The organism is Gracilibacillus halotolerans (genome assembly GCF_014206945.1).
In the GTDB taxonomy this organism is placed as follows: Bacteria; Bacillota; Bacilli; order Bacillales; family Amphibacillaceae; genus Gracilibacillus; species Gracilibacillus halotolerans.
The window spans coordinates 21,308-40,393 of the sequence record NZ_JACHON010000001.1 but is presented as its reverse complement, the minus strand read 5'-3'; the positions used below and the strand labels follow the sequence as shown (position 1 = coordinate 40,393).

The window sequence follows — 19,086 nt, the reverse complement described above, 5'->3', positions numbered from 1 at the left end:
CCATTCAGAACATACTAAAGGTTGAGGAGGTTTTGTTATGTTAAACAAACAAGATTTAGCTCAATGTGAAAAGCAATTATTAGACCGAAAAGCGATTATTGAGCAAAAAAATGAGGAATTCGGCCTTGAATTCGAATTTATAAAAGAGTCCATGTCTGAATTATCGAATTATGATAACCACCCCGGTGACCAAGGAACAGAATTATTTGAACGACAAAAGGACCTAGCCTTAAATTCACATTATAAAACAGAACTAGAAGCAATCAATCATGCTTTATCTTTAATCTCTTCAGGAAACTATGGAATATGTACAGAATGTGGAAAAGCGATTGATCCTGAACGTTTATTAGCTATGCCAACCTCCACAACTTGCGTGAATCATACAGAAGAACGACAAGTAAAACACAGACCAATTGAAGAGGAAATACTCAATCCTAATATAGATGAAGAAGAATTAGAAAATGAAGATCAAACAATGTTTGATGGCGAAGATGCTTGGCAAAGTGTAGAAATGTATGGTTCGTCAGATGGACCATCCGATTTTTATGAAGATAAAGAATATTATAATGATATGTTCTATAATGGAAATGAAATGATTGGAAACGTCGAAGAGCTAGAAGGTTTTTTGTTGACCGATATGAATGGAGAGTATATCGGTGTAAATGGTGAACACGAATTTTATGAAGATTATTTAGATGAAGAGGACATTGGTTCGATTATCTCTCCAGAAAAATATTAATGGTTAACATTCTCCTCCTTCTTCTAGTCTGCTGTCTTGACACGTTTCTCTATTTATGATAATTATATGAATAGTTAGCACTCTTATTTAAAGAGTGCTAATTTACATAAACAGAGGAGGAATCGGGAATGGAAAAAAAGCAATTCCAAGCTGAATCACAGCGGCTACTTGAAATGATGGTTCATTCCATATATTCACAAAAGGAAATTTTTATCCGAGAATTAATTTCCAATGCGAGTGATGCTATTGATAAAATCTATTACAAAGCCTTAACAGATGATTCAATATCGTTTAATAAGGATGATTATTTTATTAAGGTCACAGCTGATAAGGACAAGCGTACATTAACCATTTTAGATACTGGAATCGGAATGACGAAAGAGGAATTAGAATCCAACCTCGGTACTATTGCTAAAAGTGGTTCCTTAGCGTTTAAAAAAGAAATCGAAATGGAAGAAGGTCAAGAAATAATCGGACAATTCGGTGTTGGCTTTTATTCTTCCTTTATGGTTGCAGATAAAGTTACCGTGTATACAAAGTCATTATACAGTGACGAAGGTTACAAATGGGAATCAGATGGACAAGATGGATATACGATTGAGACATATGACAAAGATATAGTTGGAACGGAAATTGTTCTACATTTGAAAGAAGACACAGAAGACGAAGACTACACTAAATTTTTAGAGGAATTCCAACTTCGTTCCATTATTAAAAAACACTCTGATTTTATTCGCTATCCAATCAAAATGGATATAACTAAAACAGAGCCAAAATCAGAGGACGATGACGAGTTGGTTGAAACAACAGAAGAAGAAATTATCAACAGTATGGTTCCAATTTGGCGTAAAAACAAGCAAGAACTGAAAAAGGAGGATTATGAGTCCTTCTATCAAGAAAAGCACTTTGGCTTTGACCAGCCTCTCTCCTATCAGCATATTAGTGTAGATGGAATGGTTCGTTTCCAATCTATTTTATATATCCCAGAACAGCTGCCATTCAATTATTATTCTCAAGATTTTGAAAAAGGTCTAGAATTGTATTCTAATGGCGTATTAATTATGGAAAAATGTGCTGATCTATTACCGGACCATTTCAGTTTTATACGTGGAGTAGTGGATTCTGAAGACTTGTCTCTTAATATATCCCGTGAAATTTTACAACAAGATCGCCAAGTTAAGCGTATTGCAAATAATCTTGAAAAGAAAATTAAAAACCATTTACAAAGCATGCTTAAAAATGAACGTGATAAATACGAAACATTCTTTAATGTATTTGGTAAGCAACTAAAATATGGTGTTTATGCTGATTTTGGAGCTAACAAAGATAAATTACAGGACTTGTTGCTATTCTTCTCATCTAAAGAAGAAAAATTAGTAAGTCTAAAAGAATATAGAGAACGTATGAAAGAAGATCAAAAATTTATTTATTACGCTACTGGAGAATCACATGATAAAATTGCAAAACTTCCTCAAATTGAATTAGTTACTGATAAAGGTTATGAAGTCCTTTATTTCACGGACGAAGTAGATGAGTTTGCAATTAAAATGTTAATGAACTACGATGATAAGGAATTTAAGAATGTTTCTAGCGGTGACTTAGGTATTGAAAATGAAGAAGAGAAAAAAGAAATCGAAAAGCAAAAAGAAGAGCATCAGGACATCTTAAAAGACATGAAGGAGCTTCTTGGAACTAAAGTAAAAGAAGTAAGGCTTTCTTCTCGCTTAAAGTCGCACCCAGTATGTTTATCTGCAGAAGGCGATGTTTCCATTGATATGGAGAAAGTTCTCCAGCAAATGCCGGATGGCCAATCCGTACAAGCAGATAAGGTACTAGAAATAAATACAAAGCACGATATTTTCCAATCATTAATCCAAACACATCAAACCGATAAAGAGAAATTTACTCTTTATACAAATATCCTTTATAATCAAGCCTTATTAATCGAAGGGTTGCCAATCGAAGACCCTGTAGCATTAACAAATGATATGTGTAAAGTGATGGTTTAATACAAAAAAACGTCCTCCTGTGCTGGAGAGACGTTTTTTTACTCTTACTACTTATCGTATAAGAATTTAACACATACAGCCTCTGGTGCATAAATATCCTTTTGTAAGACAGTTAGCTTACCTGTCTCTTTATTACGTTCAAATAATACCATATTATCTGATTCTTGATTTGTTGCAACAATAAAGTTTTCAGTTGGGTCTAACACAAAATCTCTCGGCCAATCTCCTTCTGTACTAGTCCACTCAACCAATTTCAATGTAAAGTCGTCTTGGATTTCAAAAACAGCAATAGAGTTGTGACCACGATTACCTGCATATATAAATTTCCCATCCGAAGAGATATGAATCGCACTTCCTTGACTATTTTCGGTAAAATCAGAAGGAATCGTCGCAATATATTGTAATTCTTCAAAAGAGCCGTTACCTACATATTTGAGCGTAATTACTTCATTGCTTAATTCGGTCATTACATAGGCATACTCCCCATTAGGGTGGAACACTAAATGACGTGGGCCGCTACCTGCTCGTGTTTGAAGTTCTTGCTCTCTTCTTAAAATATCTTCATCAACTTTATAACTAGTAACTGTATCTGTACCTAAATCCACTACAATGGCATATTCCTCATCAGGAGTAAAACCTGCATAATGAAGGTGTGGCTTTTCCTGTCTCTCATGTGGTCCACTCCCCTCATGAGTAACAGGTTTTCCTTCCAATAGTGAGCCGTTACTGTCGACCTTATATGCACGTGCTTCCTTTGTATGATAGTTCGCTGATAAAACGAGGGAATTGTCATTGTTGATACTTACATGACAAGGTGCTGAACCTGGTGCAAACTGGCCATTTAAAGATTCTAAATCAGCTTCATTTGTAATGCGAAAAGCTTGTAGTCCTCCCTCTTCACCCTCTTTATGTACTGCGTATAAAAACTTATTATCATGAGATACTGTTAAATAGGTTGGATTATCAAGCTCTGCAGCTAATTCAGGTGTCGAAACTGTCCTTTGCTCTACATCAAGCTCGAAACGATAAACTCCTTTACTCTCACGCTTTGTATATGCTCCTAAATAACCGATAAACTTCTTACTCATTATAAGCCTCCTTCGTTCGTCTCTACTCCACATTATAACAAAATTAAGCATACTTAGCGAAATTCCACTATTATATCCTCTTCTATGGTTAAGCTTAACTGAATGTATCTACACCTTACATAAGAAAAATCTACTGCCATGAAGACAGTAGATTTTGTGTGCTGCTTATTGCATTGGAGACTGTGTCGGATTTTTCCCTTTTCTCATGCGAAAGAAAGCATAGGTTCCAATACCAATCGATGCAAGCATCGGTACAATCGTTCTCTTTTTCATATAGTATCCCTCCATTTGGTTGATACATTTATAGCTTCTACGAAATAGAGAGAAGTATGAAGAGTAAATATTGGTTATTGAAATTTGCTACCTACAAATAAGAAAAAGAGGATGAACAAGCCAATCGTAAACGGTAATGCTCCGATAAGACTTAAACTAAGTCCGTTATAGCCTCCCACAATCTCATTTCCAATTAAAAATATAATCACTCCTACTGAGCAACTCAAAAAACCCCAAAAATAAGGTTGCTTTTTCCAAAAGCTATATATTCCACCAATAGCGAATATGCATAAGAAAATCCAAGGTAATACAACATAAAGTAAAAAGCTCATTTGTTTCATCCTTTTGCGTCTTCATTTCTCTATACACTTTATTATAAACATTATGGCAAATAAAGAAAACCAACCTTAGGAAATTGTCACGAAGTATTAGGATTCACCAAATATAAATACATTTTAAAATTTAGTGGGATTAAGCCCCATTTTATGAACTAAGAATCTTTTTTCAGTTTACTGCCTAAGGTCTGAAATTATTTCTTGATGTGAATTCAAATTATGATGTTAGGAGGAGTTTTATGAAACAGGTTATCCTACACCTTTTATACCTGGATATTAAATATCGCAGGTGCGGTTGTGAAGTATGAAGAAAATCCTATTATTATTGTTTGTCTGTGTTTTATTAACGAGTTGTCAAACATCAATTCAGCCAGCGATCGTTAGCAATGATTCTGCAAATGCCGAAGCAAATGAACCAGTTCTTTCTTCTGCTGCTGAAACGGGTTTAACGTTAAATCAAGCCATTAAAATTGCATTAGACGCGGCATTAAAGTGGAATAAAGAAGCCAGGTTATATAACGGTACTAGCGTTGATATTGATAAAGAGCAAACTGGTATGGATGGCAGAAGAAAGCACTGGAACATCGAATTTGGTATACCTGGTAAGACAGATTTTTATTTAGTATCCATTAGAGATGGAGAGGTATGGAAAACACTACATCTACCTAATGAACTAGATGCTATGCCAGATAACTTCTTTATCACTGACATACAAGAATTCGAACACGATACACCAGAGTTACTAGAAAAGGCACAACAAATTACTAAGTTATATCCAGGAGATGTGTTTGCTAAAGGATTTAATTTTGGTTTTTCTAAAGATCCCGAGAAGAATATTCCAATTGCCATGGTTATTGGTTGGGATAAAAGCATAAAAAATATGGTCTACTTAACGTTCAATGCAAAGACCGGAGAGTTTTTAGAGAAAATCGAAAGAGAGCAATACAAAAATTAAAGGAGTTGGATATTATCACGTTTAACACTCGGCTTATTATAAGTCACTACCTCTATTGCCTTTGGATACCTAATGAATCAAGAAAATCGTTAATGAGAAACAGGCGTCTCAACTCATTGAGACGCCTGTTTTAAGGTTCTTGAAATCCTACTGAAGCAATAAAGATTAGAATACCAAAATAAATAATTAACATGGAATTTATGAAAAATAGAGTCTTCCTAGTAGTTCCTTTTGTACTAAAATAAGCACTTAAAAGCCCTAATACATTCAATATGAGTGGCGTAAATATACTAACTCTGTACAAATATTCAATAAACGCAATGTTCCAACCTACTGACATATGCATTATCATAAAAAACGAAAATAAGAAAAAGGAAGTTGATACAACACTAAAAAATTTTCTCACTTAACATCACCTCTAATCAATTAGATTATTTGTGAAAAAGTTAGCCAAGGAGAACGAATTGATTGTATCAAACAATTCCATGATAATCAAACGGTTACATATTTTTACTATGTATAGAATTATATAACGTTACTTAAACATAGAAGAAGAACCAGGAACATTATGCTCCTGGTTGAACGTACAGCTGCTCCATCGCTTCATAATTCTCTTTTATTACTTGTCTTACTCGAAACACCCTTGTTTTCACCGCTGAGGAGGAGATGTTTAATTGATGTGCTATTTCTTGATCCGATAAACCCCGGCTGAATTTCATGTCAAAAACTTCTTTTAACTTAGTGCTACTTGTTGATAAGCATTCGTGGATCATCACCCATGTTTGCTTCAACTCCATTGCTTCCTCCACATTGTTTATGCTATATGTAGAGATATTATCTAAATAATCTTCATCTGGCAAAATTTCTTTCATTCGTTTTTCCTTACGAAGTAAATCGATGGCTGTACGTAATGTTACGGTTTTTAACCAGGCAAGAATATTATCTATTGTTTGTGCAATGTGCATGTTTTTGTATACCTTTATCCAAACCTCTTGAACAGTATCCTCAGCTAACTGCCTATCCTTTACAACTGAAAAAGCACGTTGGATTAATTGAGTTTGGTAATTCGTTACCCATGTACAAATCATGTACTCCATCTCTTGATTTGACTTTATCGACAATGTAGCCTCCCCCCTTACTCTATCTCTTGTAGGCGGCTTTTTACGAAATCAGGTAAATTGTCTCTGCTGACTTCTTTACTATATACGAAGTTTTCATATTGTTTATCGTAAAAAGCGATATATATAGGTTGATTAGCATTTTCATTTTCTTCTATCGTTAATAATTTACCTATTTCACTTTTTTCTTCAAAGATAAGCCAATTCTCTTTTATTTCTTCTTCATATGGCATGTTGTACATCTCATAGTTTTCGCCAATAGAAGTGGTTATCCCTACCATTGAGTAATCTTCTGGTTTCGTTGGAAGCAAGTGCTCCAATCCCTCTTCCTTCAACAACTGAATAGTATGCTCGAAATCAGGGCCTATATTAAACATATTTTCTCCATCGTTAAACTGAAAACTAATTCGAGCATAATTTGCCTCGTTTATTTTCCTCAATTTTTCATAAGAAGCGGTACGATAATCCTCTCGTAATGCATCTAATACACGTTGGATCATTTTCTTATCCGTTAAATCTTTAGACCCTTTTAATCCTTCCAGCCATGCTACCTCTAAATCCTGCTCTGCTATCCAATCAATTCCCGATAATTTATATGACTCACTTTCCAATATAGGTAGTAAATATTCATCCAAGTCCCGATAATCTTCTATAAAGTAGCTACGCTTCAGTTGGTTTCCATTCGTTAGGAAATAATTAATTTCTATATCCGTTGAATATTCCGAATACTCACGATGAGTGTTATGCACAGCCGCATCTGATTGAAGAATGGACGCGTGCAAGTTTGTTACGTTTTTAATTAAAGATGGGTCGACAATGTTTGGATGATCACTGTCAGCATTAGATTGATATATGTTAAAGATACCGCTATTTGTTTCATTAATATAAATACCTTCTATTTTAGATTCATCTGGAATACGTTTTTCATATCCATACCAATCGAACGCAACCGAAACTAATAAAAGCGCTGAAATACCCATATAAACGATGAAACCCTTATAATGTGGAAATACACGCCATGTTTTTTGAATAAGCATCTCTGCCAATGTATATCCTAAAAAGGCACCAAATATATAGCCGAAGATTATCCAACCTAACATCGGACCTTGTGTAATTCCAAAGTACGTACCACCTAATAACATAAAACAGATTGTCACACCAAATCGGAAGATAGGCTTTATGACTGTGAAAGCTAACGCTTGATTCGCTGCTTCCGCATCTCTGACTCGATAAAGTAAAATGCTTAATAGAAAGAAGCCAACAGAAACTCCAAGATATATCCATAAAAGACCTACCATTTCATCCCATATAGCATAGTCAATTAGAGTTATAATTGGGGATAATTTAAGCATAAATTCTTCGGTTTGATTGCCAACGCTATACCCTAACAGTAAAAATTGTAAATTAAAAGTTAATAACATAAAAATTCCAATCGGGAAAAATAAGAAGATATAAGTAAGACCTGCTTGTACAGTAGATAAACCAGTCAATACTCCAATTAAGGAAGTTAAACTATAGATTAAAACGGCAAATACAAATGTGACAAACATCCACCATCCAATATCTGCTACTGTATACATCGTTTCTAATTGAAATCCAATTTGGATAATATATAAAATTACCGCATTGGTGATGATAGGTAATACTAGCATTGATAATCCCATTAAAAACTGCTGAATAAATACTTGAGTTCGTGTTAACGGTAGACTATGAATAAAGTCAGACGATCCTTTCACTTGCATATAACGAAATGTAAAAATCGCTGCAAGCACCGGAACAAACATTAGAAATATGATTTGAAACTCTCCGCCCACATGAAATAAATTTTCCAACTTTTCTTCTGGACCCCAATAACTATCAGGAGAGGTCTTCCACATCACAAGCATTAATGGCATAACAAACAACAACCCAATGAAGTACGCAATGCCAATCCATCCTGAAGAACGAAAACCTTGCTTCCATAACTCCTTCTTAAAGTAAGATGTTTTCAATGGCATACCCTGCTCCCTCCATTTCATACACAAAAATTTCCTCTAATGTTAATGGTAAAATATCGAAAACAACGGGTTGATAGTCCTCGACTATTTGTTCTATTGCTTCATAATCACCTTTTATAATATATAGCGATACACTTCCACGTTTTTCCGAATGCATGACGTCCAAACCTTCAAATAAATCTTCAGGCTCATTATCACGAAAAGCGAGTTGTACTTTATGAATATCTGATTTTAAATCATCTAAATCTTTCTCTAACATGAGCTTTCCACGATGCAAAATACCAATGGAATCACAAATGTCCTCTACTTCCCTCAAGTTATGAGAGGAAATAACGACAGTCATTTCTCGATCCGCTACGTCTTGAATCATCCATGTCTTAATCTTTTTACGAATAACAGGGTCTAATCCATCAAAAGGCTCATCCAATATAAGATAGTCTGGCATGGCGCATAACGCTAACCAAAATGCCACTTGACGTTGCATCCCTTTGGAGAAGCGATGTATTTTACTGTTTACGTCTAAATCAAGCAATTTTTTCATTTGGTGAAACCGTACTTCATTCCAATTAGAATATATATTTCGGTAAAAGTTAGCCATTTGCTGTACTGTGTACTGTGAAAAGAAATATAAAGCATCTGGTATAAATATCATTCTTTCTTTGATTGATATATTTTCGAAAACAGCTTTTTTTTCTATCGTAATTTCTCCATTGTCTTGTTGAATAATACCGGCCACTATTTTTAAGAGCGTTGTTTTCCCTGCACCATTGGAGCCTAACAGGCCATAAATAGATCCTTTTTGAATATTCATTTGAACATTATCTAATACCTGTTCTTTTTCAAAATGTTTCGTCACCTTATTTATTTCAATCATGGTTGTGGTCACCCCCATTTTGGTCTTCTACCGATTCTTGAATAAGCGACATTAATTCTTGTTTCGTTAAGCCAAGAAATATAGCTTCTGAAATTAGCTTACGTAATTGTTCTTTTAATCGCCTGACATCTGATTGATTGTCTATTTCCTCCATATTGTTCACGAAGCTTCCCTTCCCTTTCACAGAATAAATATAACCTTGAGCCTCCAATTCACGATACGCTTTTTGAATCGTATTAGGGTTAATCGAAAGCTGCTGTGCAAGCGCTCGTACGGAAGGCAATTTTTCGTCCTGCTTTAAAACACGATGAATAATCAATTGCTTTAATTTTTCAACAAGTTGTTCATAAATTGGTTGTCTACTTCTAAGATCTAACTCAATCAAGCTGGTCCCTCCAATCTGTATGAAGTGTATGGAGTGTATTAACTGTACTATTATATGTAATACACTTATATTATATGCTAGTTTTCCTATATTGCAATCCTTTTTAAAAAAAATAATTAAAAAAATAAAAAAAAGATGATCTGAATATAATTCAAATCACCTTTTCTATTACAACTATTTAATTCTTTCAAGTCTCTCTTTTACGGGGAGACAATCGTGATCCACCATATATATAAACTAATAATTATAGCAATAAGTACAATCAAGCTCTTCAGTGCATATGGGAGCTTATTAGGGATAAATCGAAGTGCTAGTGAAAAGACTATCCCTGTAACTAACATATATATGACGGCATATAGTAACATACCCAAAAAGTTATCGACGGGTAATGTCATAGCCTCCTTGACTAAATCCACTTTTTCCACCTCATTGTTCTACTCAGGTTCCTTTGTAACGTTGATTATTGATTCCACCTAATATAATACTACAAAAGAATCCGATTGGAACAATAATTTTTCAAAAATCTATCGTATTAAACAATTATTTTGTCGAATCTATTTATTTTAGCTCTTTTATTAAAGATTCGGGTTTGTCCCCTTGCAAGCATTTCAACATACTTTCAGCTGTAAATTGTTTCATCTCGTCTCTCGTTTCAGCAGTTGCAGAGCCAACATGTGGAAGAGTGACAACATTGTTCATTTTGAGTAATGGATTACTTATATCTACAGGTTCCTGAGTGAAGACATCTAATCCTGCTCCACGTATTTGTTTTTGTTCTAAAGCAGCTATTAACTCAGACTCATTTACTACTGCTCCTCTAGATGCGTTAATAAAGAAACAACTTTCCTTCATGTTTTCAAAGGCATCTTTATCAATGAGGTGATAGGTTTCATCTGTTAATGGAGTCATCAGTAATATAAAATCAGAAGTAGCAATTAAAGAATGAAAATCTTCATAATACACATCGTATTTAGTTTCCACCTCTTCTTTTCGATTTCGATTGTAATAAGAGACCTCCATCTCAAATCCTAAACGTGCTCTTCTTGCAACCTTTTCTCCAATTCGTCCCATTCCAATAATACCTAATTTCTTATGATGCACATTGTCTCCAAACATCGGGGTATCAATGGAATGTGTCCAATTACCATCTTTTACATACCGATCGAGTTCAGGAATTCTTCTCGCTGTGCTAATAATTAAGCCAAAAATTAAGTCAGCAACTGTTTCATCAAGTACATATGGAGTATGTGTCGCCAAAATATTATTTTCCTTCAATACTTGGACGTCAAAGTTATCGTAGCCTACAGAAATATTACTAACTGCTTCTAAAACTGGAGCATGCTTGATTAATTCTTCGTCAATCTGGTCCTTTGAGGTGATTAGTCCATGTTTATCTGTAATTTTCTCCAATAATAACTCCCTTGGCATTTGATCTGCCTGCTCCCATAACTCCACTTCTACTTCTCTTTCAAGCAACTCTTTCACATGGGAAGGAATTGGCTCTGTAACAAGTACTTTTTTCTTCAACAAAATACCCCCCTATATTTAAGCTGTATTATGAAATGACTAAGTTAGGTTTTTTGATAAGACTATGTTGTCCTTTTACAAAACGAACGGTTCCCGATTTAGCGCGTAACACAATCGTTTCAGTTGTGCCAAAAGAACCTTTAAATTGTACACCCTTAAGAAGTTCACCATCTGTTACACCAGTAGCTGCAAATATCGCATCATCTCCAGAAACTAAATCATCCATGCGTAATACTTTATTAATATCAATTCCCATCTCTGCACAACGCTTAATTTCTTCTTCTTTTTTAGGCGCTAGTTTCCCTTGGATTTCTCCTCCTAAACATTTAAGAGCAACTGCTGCTAGTACTCCCTCTGGAGCACCACCTTCTCCTAGTAGCATATCTACTCCAGTGTTATCAAAGGCAGTATTGATTGCTCCCGCTACATCACCATTCTCAATTACCTTTATCCTCACACCATAACTACGTAATTCCTCAATTCTCGCTTGATGTTTCTTACGGTTTAAAATCGTTACAACTAAATCATCTAAGTCCTTATTTTTCGCTTTTGCTACCGCTTTTAAATTATCATATAATGGCGCCTCTATATCAACGCATCCAGCAGCCTCAGGTCCTACCGCAATTTTATCCATATACATATCTGGCGCGTGGAGTAAATTTCCCTTATCAGCTATTGCTATAACAGCTAATGCATTCGATCCTCCAGATGCAACAATAGAGGTTCCTTCTAATGGATCAACAGCAACATCTACTCTAGGGCCATATCCATTACCAAGCTTTTCTCCAATATATAGCATTGGAGCTTCATCCATTTCTCCTTCTCCAATAACGACAGTGCCTTTCATCGGTACCGTGTCTAGCACATCTCTCATTGCGGATGTAGCAGCATCATCTGCTTCATTCTTTAGACCTCTGCCCATCCAACGTGCTGATGCAAGTGCTGCAGCTTCCGTTACTCGAACAATTTCCATTGATAAACTTCTCTCCATTAGTCTCCCACTCCTATCATACTATTAAAATCAAACGGTTACTTCTCTATTGCTTATTCGGTTTCTCTTACCTCTGCCTTTCCTTATCTGACAATAATCCCATAATTACTCCAGCAGTCTCTTCGATTGATTTGTCCGATACATTTAACACAGGACAATTTAAACGTTCCATCCATTGATTTGCTGTTTCTAACTCTTTTTGGATTTGTTCCATTGAGGCATACCTTGAATGCGCTGGTAACCCTAATGTTTTTAATCGTTCTGATCGAATTCTTAATAGTTGCTCTGGATTAATCGTTAATCCAATAATCATACGGTCAACCGGTTTGAAGAGCTCCTCTGGTGGCTCCATATCAGGGAGTATTGGTAAGTTTGCTGTCTTAATCCCTTTATGTGCTAAAAATATACTAAGTGGTGTTTTAGAAGTTCTTGAAACACCTATTAACACAACATCGGCTAGTACTAGTCCTCTCACGTCTTTGCCGTCGTCATATTTTACTGCAAATTCAACTGCTTCAATTCGTTTGAAGTACTCCTCATCTAATACTTGGCGCTGACCAGGTTCTGGTTTCGGATTATCATTAAACGTATCAATATACGCTTGCATCATTGGCCCCATAACATCCACAGCACGAACGTCCATTTTAATTGTTTCTTGTTGCATTTTGGCACGTAATTCCGGTTGAACAAGTGTATAAGCAATAAAACTTTGATTACTCTTTACTTCAGCTACAACCTTCTCAACTTCTTCTTCTGTTTGTAGATGACTATATCTTCTAATACCAACTTCGCTATTTGTAAATTGACGTATCGTCGCACGTACTACCGCTTCCGCTGTCTCACCAACAGCGTCAGAACATACATAAACATATTTCTCTTTCTGTATCACATTTAGCACCCCTTTTAGATCTCCTCTTTATCGAGGTTAAGCAACGCTTTAATAATATTTGTTTTTGTTATTCTACCTATAACCTTCATGTTTTGTGACTGATTCTCCTCAACCTTCACTACTGGTAAGCTATCAACCTCATAATAAATGAGCTTTCTAGCAGCTTCCCATACAGATTCCTCCGGTGTGGCAGTATAAATTTTTGGTTGCCGAGTCATGAGCATTTGCACAGGCATTGTTGTTGCTTGCGCATTTCCTAAAGTTACCTTTAACAAGTCTTTTCTCGATACTATTCCTTCTAAATAATGGTTCTCATCCACAATAATTAAAGAACCTACATCTTCTAAAAATAGAGAGATTACCGCATCGTTTACAGTAGTTGATCCATTAACAGTAATCGCTACACCTTGTACATCTTTAACCTTTATTTTTTTAAAGGCTTCCATTGTTTTTGTTGTTTGAGCACCTTTTGCTAGAAAGTACCCAACTTTAGGTTTTGCTTCAATATAACCTGTCATCACTAGAACCGCTAAATCAGAACGGATTGTTCCTTTACTAACTCCTAACAACTCTGCTATTTGTTCTGCGGTTATTGGTTCATGCTTTGCTAATATCTCCATTATCTTTTTTTGTCTTTCAGAAAATTCGATCATTTTTTCCTCCTACATACATTCATCCTATTCTAATTAAACTAATGAATAGTCGATGAAACCCATTAAAGAACGCAACACATTACTTATATGTGTTGTATTATATCGGAATTCATAACCAAAGTAAACAGAATATATGTATAAATCACTCGATAATAAATTTATAATCCATTTTCTATGTTTCTATTCGCTTAGTATAGTAATATACGATTGTAAACGTTTGTATCAACTGGGGGATAGGAGCAAAATGACCGTAAAGAAAAATAGGAATTATTATTTACTTTTAATTGTTATATTTGGTGGCTTTTTAATATTTGGTATGTCTGAGAATATAAAAGGACCAGCACTACCAGACATACAGTCTGACTTAGCATTATCAGAAGGAATGTTAGGGGTTTTATTAGCTATTAATTCTTTCGCTTTTTTATTAGCATGTTCGTATACGTCCTGGCTAATCAATAAAATTGGCGCAAAACTAACGAGTGTGATTACGTTTGTTACGATGGGACTTTCAGGAGTGTTAATTTATTTCTCTACAACGTTCACTTCGTTAGTCGGCGCTTATTTCATTCTTTATTTAGGTAATGGGATGCTTGAGATAGCCTTAGCTATTATCGCCGCACGCTTATTCACAAAAAATACAGGTACCATGTTAAATTTATCCCACTTCTTCTATGGACTAGGTTCCACAGTTGCACCTATTATGGCTGCACGTGTAATGGGTTGGGAGTTTAGTGGAAATCTATTAGGATGGAATGGAATGTATTTTGTTATGATGCTGCTTTGTTTCCTACCCGTTATACCTGTATTGATGAGTAAATATCCAAAGGAGCAAGAAGGTACAGAAGATCGAATATCTGTAAATAAGCTTGCGAAAGATCCCATTGCTTGGTTTATCGTTCTTGCTTTAACGATGGGAATTACAGTTGAATTCGGGATAGCGGCATGGTTAGTTAACTATCTAATGAACGCTAGTAATTGGTCGTTGCAAGATGCTTCTGGCATGTTGTCTATCTTTTTCTTTACATTTATGCTGGCACGTCTACTATTCGGACCGATTACAGATAAATTGGGCTATGCTATGTCTATTATTATTTTCTCTTTACTTGCCGGAATTTTAAGTATTATCCCAATCTTTACCGGAGATAAATACGCCATTTTATTTGCTCTAGCTGGATTTGGAGTTGGACCAATTTATCCGACTATGATGGCGCTTTTAGCGAAGAAATATACGAGTGGAACGGATACTGCTATTACATTTACTGTAACGCTTATCGGGATTGGCGGAGTCATTACCAACTTACTAATCGGATTTATAATTGAATGGGTTACCAATTTATCATTAGGAGCTACCTATACAGAAAGTAACCAAATTGGGATGCAGGCAGGATATCTTTTTATCGGAATATGTAGTATTCTTGGCGCACTTTTTACATACGAAATCCATCGTAGACTAAAAAAAGCAGGAAATGTTTTATAACGTTTCCTGTTTTTTATTACTTGTTGTGATTATATGGAAACAAATATATACTATATGAAAGCAAACGAGGAGTGATAAGATGCATTTGATCACGGCTTCGGATCACCTAAGCGATTATTTAGTCGAAACTAATACTATTAATTATTCTGATCGGCTTATTCAAAAAAAAGCTGAAGAACTTTTTCATCCGAATCAAAATGAAATAGAAAAAGCGAAGATTGCATTTGAATTTGTGCGTGACCACTTTGCTCATTCTTGAGATATTCAATCTGAAAGAGTTACTTGTCATGCTTCTGAAGTTTTACGTTTCAAAGAAGGAATATGTTATGCGAAATCTAATCTACTAGCAGCTCTTTTACGCTCCCAAGGTATCCCAACAGGTTTCAATTACCAAAGATTGATGTTATTTGATTCTCCAGAAGGAGGATATAGCCTTCATGCTTTGAATGCAATTTTCCTATCGTCTATCGATCAATGGATTCGAGTTGATGCAAGAGGTAATAAAGATGGAGTAGATGCTCAATTTTCCATCAAAGAAGAAAAGCTAGCCTTTTCTATTAATGAAGACCTCGGTGAAAAAGATTATCCACATATTTATGCTACCCCTCATCCGCAGACTATTTCTACCTTAAAAGAACATTCTAACGCAATTACCATGTATCAAGATGGCTTACCAGAAAGTCTATAGTTTATTCTAATTTGAAGCAGGCTCTCAAGTGCGTTGATAGAAGATTGTTAATTAATGAATGCATGATTATTGGCTTGCAGTGTTCATCGCTAAGAAGCCAGAGCAATAATAAATTCGTTATTGGTTATTTAAATATTGAAAGCTGTTCAAGCATAAATTTCTTCGCCTGAACAGCTTTCTTTCTTGATCTGTTACTCAACTAACCCTTCTACTTTCAATGTTTCAATCGTTGCATTATTTTCATCAATCACGTGTACTTCTGCTTCGACTTTGTCCGTTGGTTGCAAGAAAATGGCATGTGGGAATTTACTTGCATTAATTGTATAAATCGTTTGGTCATTTTCTAATAAGAATTGCACCGCTTGACCTTGTTCGGTAGAAGTAACCAATACACGCGTAACCGTTCCATTTCTATTCTCTAACATCGCATCATCTGTTGCTTCTACGTTTCCTGGCCGTTGTAATAAAGCCATTCGGTATGCGTCAAGCGTTTCACTTGCCGTATCCCCAAATACTACAAAATCAGCATCATCAGCTTTGATATAAGCATACTGTTTGTGTAAACCGTTTGGATCTAGCACATTGACGACCCAAGTAGGGTTTCCATCAATATTATATAGTACTGGCATATACCCTTCCCATTTCTTTTCTGGGAATTCTTTATTAACGATTTGTTTCGCACCTTCACTGTCCATTATCCCACTATTTTTCTGACCACTAAAGTAGGTCAATTCCCCTGTACGAGCATGGATTAATGAATATCCTAATGCAGAATCAATATTTTCTTTAGGAGAAGAGAAATCGGTAAAGTAGTACATTTCCCCTTCCTCATCAAAAATCGGTGTTACACTTGATTCGACTCCGGATTCATTTGGAATTTTAACATCTCTTTTACCAAAAAGACTATTTATCCATCCGTGAATATACTTACCAAAATATTTATTCTCTAATGTAGCCATTTCAGAACTGATTGATCCCTCTATAAAATCTGGGACTTCGTTTGCATTATACATTTTTAAATCCCCTGTTTGAGGATCAATAACCACTGCTTTAATATCCTGTAGATCTGGCTTATTCGTGATAGAGATTGGACGGTATATTGTTTGTACATACCAAGACTTACCATCTTCATCTAATTCAATTTGTGCTTCACCACTTTGAATATATTGTGGGTATTTGTTATAAATAACTCGGTTAACATATTTATTAAAATAGCTCGAATTCGTATAGGTCATAGCTTCTTCATGAAATACTGGCTGAGCATTTACATCTGTTGCAGAAATAGTGAAATATCCTGCAGTTTCCTTACCACGTAAATACTTAAAAAAGTCTGCAAATTCAACTGGAGCTACATAAATTACTTCTCCATTCACTTCTTGAACTTGTAGTTTACCTAAGTCGTAAAACTGCGTATTAGGTACTACACTCATTGCTTTTTGTATCTTATTACGTGCAAACTCTGGCGCCACGGTTATAGGCGTTTGATCTTTTGTTAACGGCTTAGCTTCCTCTTGCTCTGCTTTTGCAATCGAATCATAAGAGTTATCCAAACTAGCCACACCGACAAATATAACAACAATAATTGCTATAACAGACAAACTTAAGAGCGTTGTAATAGGCACTGCTAAACGTGTTTCTACTTTCTTATCGGTTTTAGTTGCCATTAACAGTATGGGTAATAATAGTATAGCAATAATCGTATTCGCTATTAACATGTTAGGAACTGTAATTGCTGGAAGCGCGAAATAAAAAACAACAAACGTTATAACATAACCAACTATAAATAGAATCATTCCATTTTTAAACATTACACTTGAACTTTTTTTAGAGCGGATTACGATAACTAATAATCCGATCACATATAATATCATCGCTATGAGACTTGATATAAGTACTCCAATCATTGATGTTTCCTCCTAATTTTAGTATAGTCATTGGAAAATGATACAGTCTCCGAATACCTTTCATCATCCTTCCTTACTATTTACGGGTAAACGATAGAAAAAGTTTCAAATCAAGCAAAATTTTAAAATGTTAACATAGATGGACATACCTAAGATAACTATCTCTATAAAAAGAAAACTGTCTATGTTATAAAGTATAACAAGACAGTTCAAGTAATAAATGAAGAAAATAATTATCTATAAAATTGTGTCAGATCTAAATCACTAAAAATCATATCATTTAATCGTTCGTTTACAAGCAGTTGTAGGCGATGGAGCTCTTCTTTTTGCTGTGCATTTGCACTATTCATAACCTTATCTATTTTATATGATAGTGTTTCTAATTCGAGCTGGGCATTCCGATAATCCTCATTCATTTGAAATGTTCCACGGTTTGATAGCTCTAATTGTTCTTCTGCTTGTTCGATGATTTTTTCACTACTAGATAATAGGTCTTTCATGGAATCCCTTGTTGTCATCATCATCACCTCACCCCTATTTTTTCACATAAGACAAAAAACATGTGCCTTCGTATAGTCTTTTGCTAAAATAGAGGGAAGTAACGTTTACCAAAGGAGTTATTTTATATGAAAAGGATTATCCCTTATGCACACGAACTACTGCAAGAGGTTGTCCAAGATGGTGATGTAGCTATTGATGCTACATGCGGGAATGGGCATGACACTTTATTATTAAGTCGATTGGTCGGCATTAATGGTGAAGTACATAGTTTCGATATTCAGGAGCAAGCTATTACTAATACATCTCAATTGTTAAAAGAGAATCATGTTACAAATGTGCAGTTACATTTAGATGGTCATGAAAATGTAGATAAATATTTACATGATAAGGCGGTTCGAGCTGCCATTTTTAATCTTGGTTATTTACCTGGTGAAGACCATTCCATTATTACGAAACCTGAAACGACAATTGAAGCAATTCAAAAAATACAGGATCGACTCGTCACTGGTGGTAGAATCGTTCTTGTCATTTATCATGGCCATGAAGGTGGAAGAGAAGAAAAAGAATCCGTTGTTTCCTACTGTGAAGCATTAGATCAAAAACATTTTGAAGTAACAAGATATGAATTTATTAATCAAATCAACCGACCACCTTTTGTTGTAGCCATTGAAAAACGAAAATAG

At 35.1% G+C, this 19,086-nt stretch carries 18 protein-coding genes and 1 pseudogene; 6 read left to right on the top strand and 13 right to left on the bottom strand.

The genetic code is table 11. From position 1 onward, the window contains the following. The first annotated feature begins 37 nt into the window (after nucleotides 1–37). On the top strand, nucleotides 38–739 hold the full coding sequence (locus GGQ92_RS00195; protein ID WP_184243328.1) for a TraR/DksA C4-type zinc finger protein: 702 nt from the start codon (nucleotides 38–40) through the stop codon (nucleotides 737–739). 128 nt (nucleotides 740–867) lie between these two features. After that, on the top strand, nucleotides 868–2,748 hold the full coding sequence (gene htpG, locus GGQ92_RS00190; RefSeq protein WP_184243326.1) for a molecular chaperone HtpG: 1,881 nt from the start codon (nucleotides 868–870) through the stop codon (nucleotides 2,746–2,748). A 47-nt stretch (nucleotides 2,749–2,795) separates the two neighbouring features. Here htpG and GGQ92_RS00185 read toward each other — a convergent pair whose 3' ends face one another. Further along, nucleotides 2,796–3,836, bottom strand: coding sequence for a lactonase family protein (locus tag GGQ92_RS00185; RefSeq protein ID WP_184243324.1), 1,041 nt, complete (start codon nucleotides 3,834–3,836; stop codon nucleotides 2,796–2,798). A 347-nt stretch (nucleotides 3,837–4,183) separates the two neighbouring features. Beyond that, on the bottom strand, nucleotides 4,184–4,441 hold the full coding sequence (locus GGQ92_RS00180) for a hypothetical protein (RefSeq protein ID WP_184243322.1): 258 nt from the start codon (nucleotides 4,439–4,441) through the stop codon (nucleotides 4,184–4,186). A gap of 307 nt (nucleotides 4,442–4,748) precedes the next feature. Here GGQ92_RS00180 and GGQ92_RS00175 point away from each other — a divergent pair, with 307 nt between their 5' ends. Further along, a complete protein-coding gene (locus GGQ92_RS00175) occupies nucleotides 4,749–5,399 on the top strand; it encodes a hypothetical protein (protein WP_184243320.1) in 651 nt (216 codons plus the stop codon). Between the two features lie 566 nt (nucleotides 5,400–5,965). On the opposite strand, the gene GGQ92_RS00170 is transcribed toward GGQ92_RS00175, so the two are convergent. The 9 genes from GGQ92_RS00170 to GGQ92_RS00130 form a co-directional block, all read right to left on the bottom strand. Beyond that, entirely contained in the window at nucleotides 5,966–6,520 is a 555-nt protein-coding gene (locus tag GGQ92_RS00170; protein ID WP_184243318.1) for an RNA polymerase sigma factor, read from the bottom strand. Nucleotides 6,521–6,534: 14 nt separating this feature from the next. Then, complete coding sequence (locus GGQ92_RS00165) at nucleotides 6,535–8,514, bottom strand: hypothetical protein (RefSeq protein WP_184243316.1); 1,980 nt, start codon at nucleotides 8,512–8,514, stop codon at nucleotides 6,535–6,537. Continuing rightward, complete coding sequence (locus GGQ92_RS00160) at nucleotides 8,489–9,388, bottom strand: ABC transporter ATP-binding protein (RefSeq protein ID WP_184243314.1); 900 nt, start codon at nucleotides 9,386–9,388, stop codon at nucleotides 8,489–8,491. The genes GGQ92_RS00165 and GGQ92_RS00160 overlap by 26 nt, the downstream gene beginning before the upstream one ends. Then, a complete protein-coding gene (locus GGQ92_RS00155; RefSeq protein WP_184243312.1) occupies nucleotides 9,381–9,773 on the bottom strand; it encodes a GntR family transcriptional regulator in 393 nt (130 codons plus the stop codon). The genes GGQ92_RS00160 and GGQ92_RS00155 overlap by 8 nt, the downstream gene beginning before the upstream one ends. 200 nt (nucleotides 9,774–9,973) lie before the next feature. Continuing rightward, nucleotides 9,974–10,189 (bottom strand): hypothetical protein, encoded by a 216-nt coding sequence (locus GGQ92_RS00150; protein ID WP_184243310.1) that lies wholly within the window; start codon nucleotides 10,187–10,189, stop codon nucleotides 9,974–9,976. A 142-nt stretch (nucleotides 10,190–10,331) separates the two neighbouring features. Continuing rightward, on the bottom strand, nucleotides 10,332–11,300 hold the full coding sequence (locus GGQ92_RS00145; protein ID WP_184243308.1) for a 2-hydroxyacid dehydrogenase: 969 nt from the start codon (nucleotides 11,298–11,300) through the stop codon (nucleotides 10,332–10,334). A gap of 28 nt (nucleotides 11,301–11,328) precedes the next feature. Further along, nucleotides 11,329–12,291 carry a class II fructose-bisphosphatase gene (gene glpX, locus GGQ92_RS00140; protein WP_184243306.1) on the bottom strand — a complete coding sequence of 321 codons (963 nt, stop codon included), beginning with the start codon at nucleotides 12,289–12,291 and terminating at the stop codon, nucleotides 11,329–11,331. Between the two features lie 67 nt (nucleotides 12,292–12,358). Further along, nucleotides 12,359–13,180, bottom strand: coding sequence for a pyruvate, phosphate dikinase/phosphoenolpyruvate synthase regulator (locus GGQ92_RS00135; protein WP_184243304.1), 822 nt, complete (start codon nucleotides 13,178–13,180; stop codon nucleotides 12,359–12,361). A 14-nt stretch (nucleotides 13,181–13,194) separates the two neighbouring features. Continuing rightward, a complete protein-coding gene (locus GGQ92_RS00130; RefSeq protein WP_184243302.1) occupies nucleotides 13,195–13,833 on the bottom strand; it encodes a helix-turn-helix transcriptional regulator in 639 nt (212 codons plus the stop codon). A gap of 244 nt (nucleotides 13,834–14,077) precedes the next feature. Here GGQ92_RS00130 and GGQ92_RS00125 point away from each other — a divergent pair, with 244 nt between their 5' ends. Together GGQ92_RS00125 and GGQ92_RS00120 are read left to right on the top strand one after the other, a co-directional pair. Then, on the top strand, nucleotides 14,078–15,310 hold the full coding sequence (locus GGQ92_RS00125) for an MFS transporter (RefSeq protein WP_184243300.1): 1,233 nt from the start codon (nucleotides 14,078–14,080) through the stop codon (nucleotides 15,308–15,310). Nucleotides 15,311–15,389: 79 nt separating this feature from the next. Then, nucleotides 15,390–15,998 (top strand): annotated as a pseudogene (locus tag GGQ92_RS00120) (transglutaminase-like domain-containing protein). Nucleotides 15,999–16,189: 191 nt separating this feature from the next. Here the strand turns inward: GGQ92_RS00120 and GGQ92_RS00115 are convergent. Together GGQ92_RS00115 and GGQ92_RS00110 are read right to left on the bottom strand one after the other, a co-directional pair. Continuing rightward, nucleotides 16,190–17,902, bottom strand: a complete 1,713-nt coding sequence (locus tag GGQ92_RS00115; RefSeq protein WP_184243298.1) for a DNA-binding protein — start codon at nucleotides 17,900–17,902, stop codon at nucleotides 16,190–16,192. A gap of 233 nt (nucleotides 17,903–18,135) precedes the next feature. Next, on the bottom strand, nucleotides 18,136–18,423 hold the full coding sequence (locus tag GGQ92_RS00110; RefSeq protein WP_246383840.1) for a DUF2524 family protein: 288 nt from the start codon (nucleotides 18,421–18,423) through the stop codon (nucleotides 18,136–18,138). A gap of 105 nt (nucleotides 18,424–18,528) precedes the next feature. Here GGQ92_RS00110 and mnmM point away from each other — a divergent pair, with 105 nt between their 5' ends. Beyond that, nucleotides 18,529–19,086, top strand: coding sequence for a tRNA 5-(aminomethyl)-2-thiouridylate-methyltransferase MnmM (mnmM, locus tag GGQ92_RS00105; RefSeq protein ID WP_184243296.1), 558 nt, complete (start codon nucleotides 18,529–18,531; stop codon nucleotides 19,084–19,086).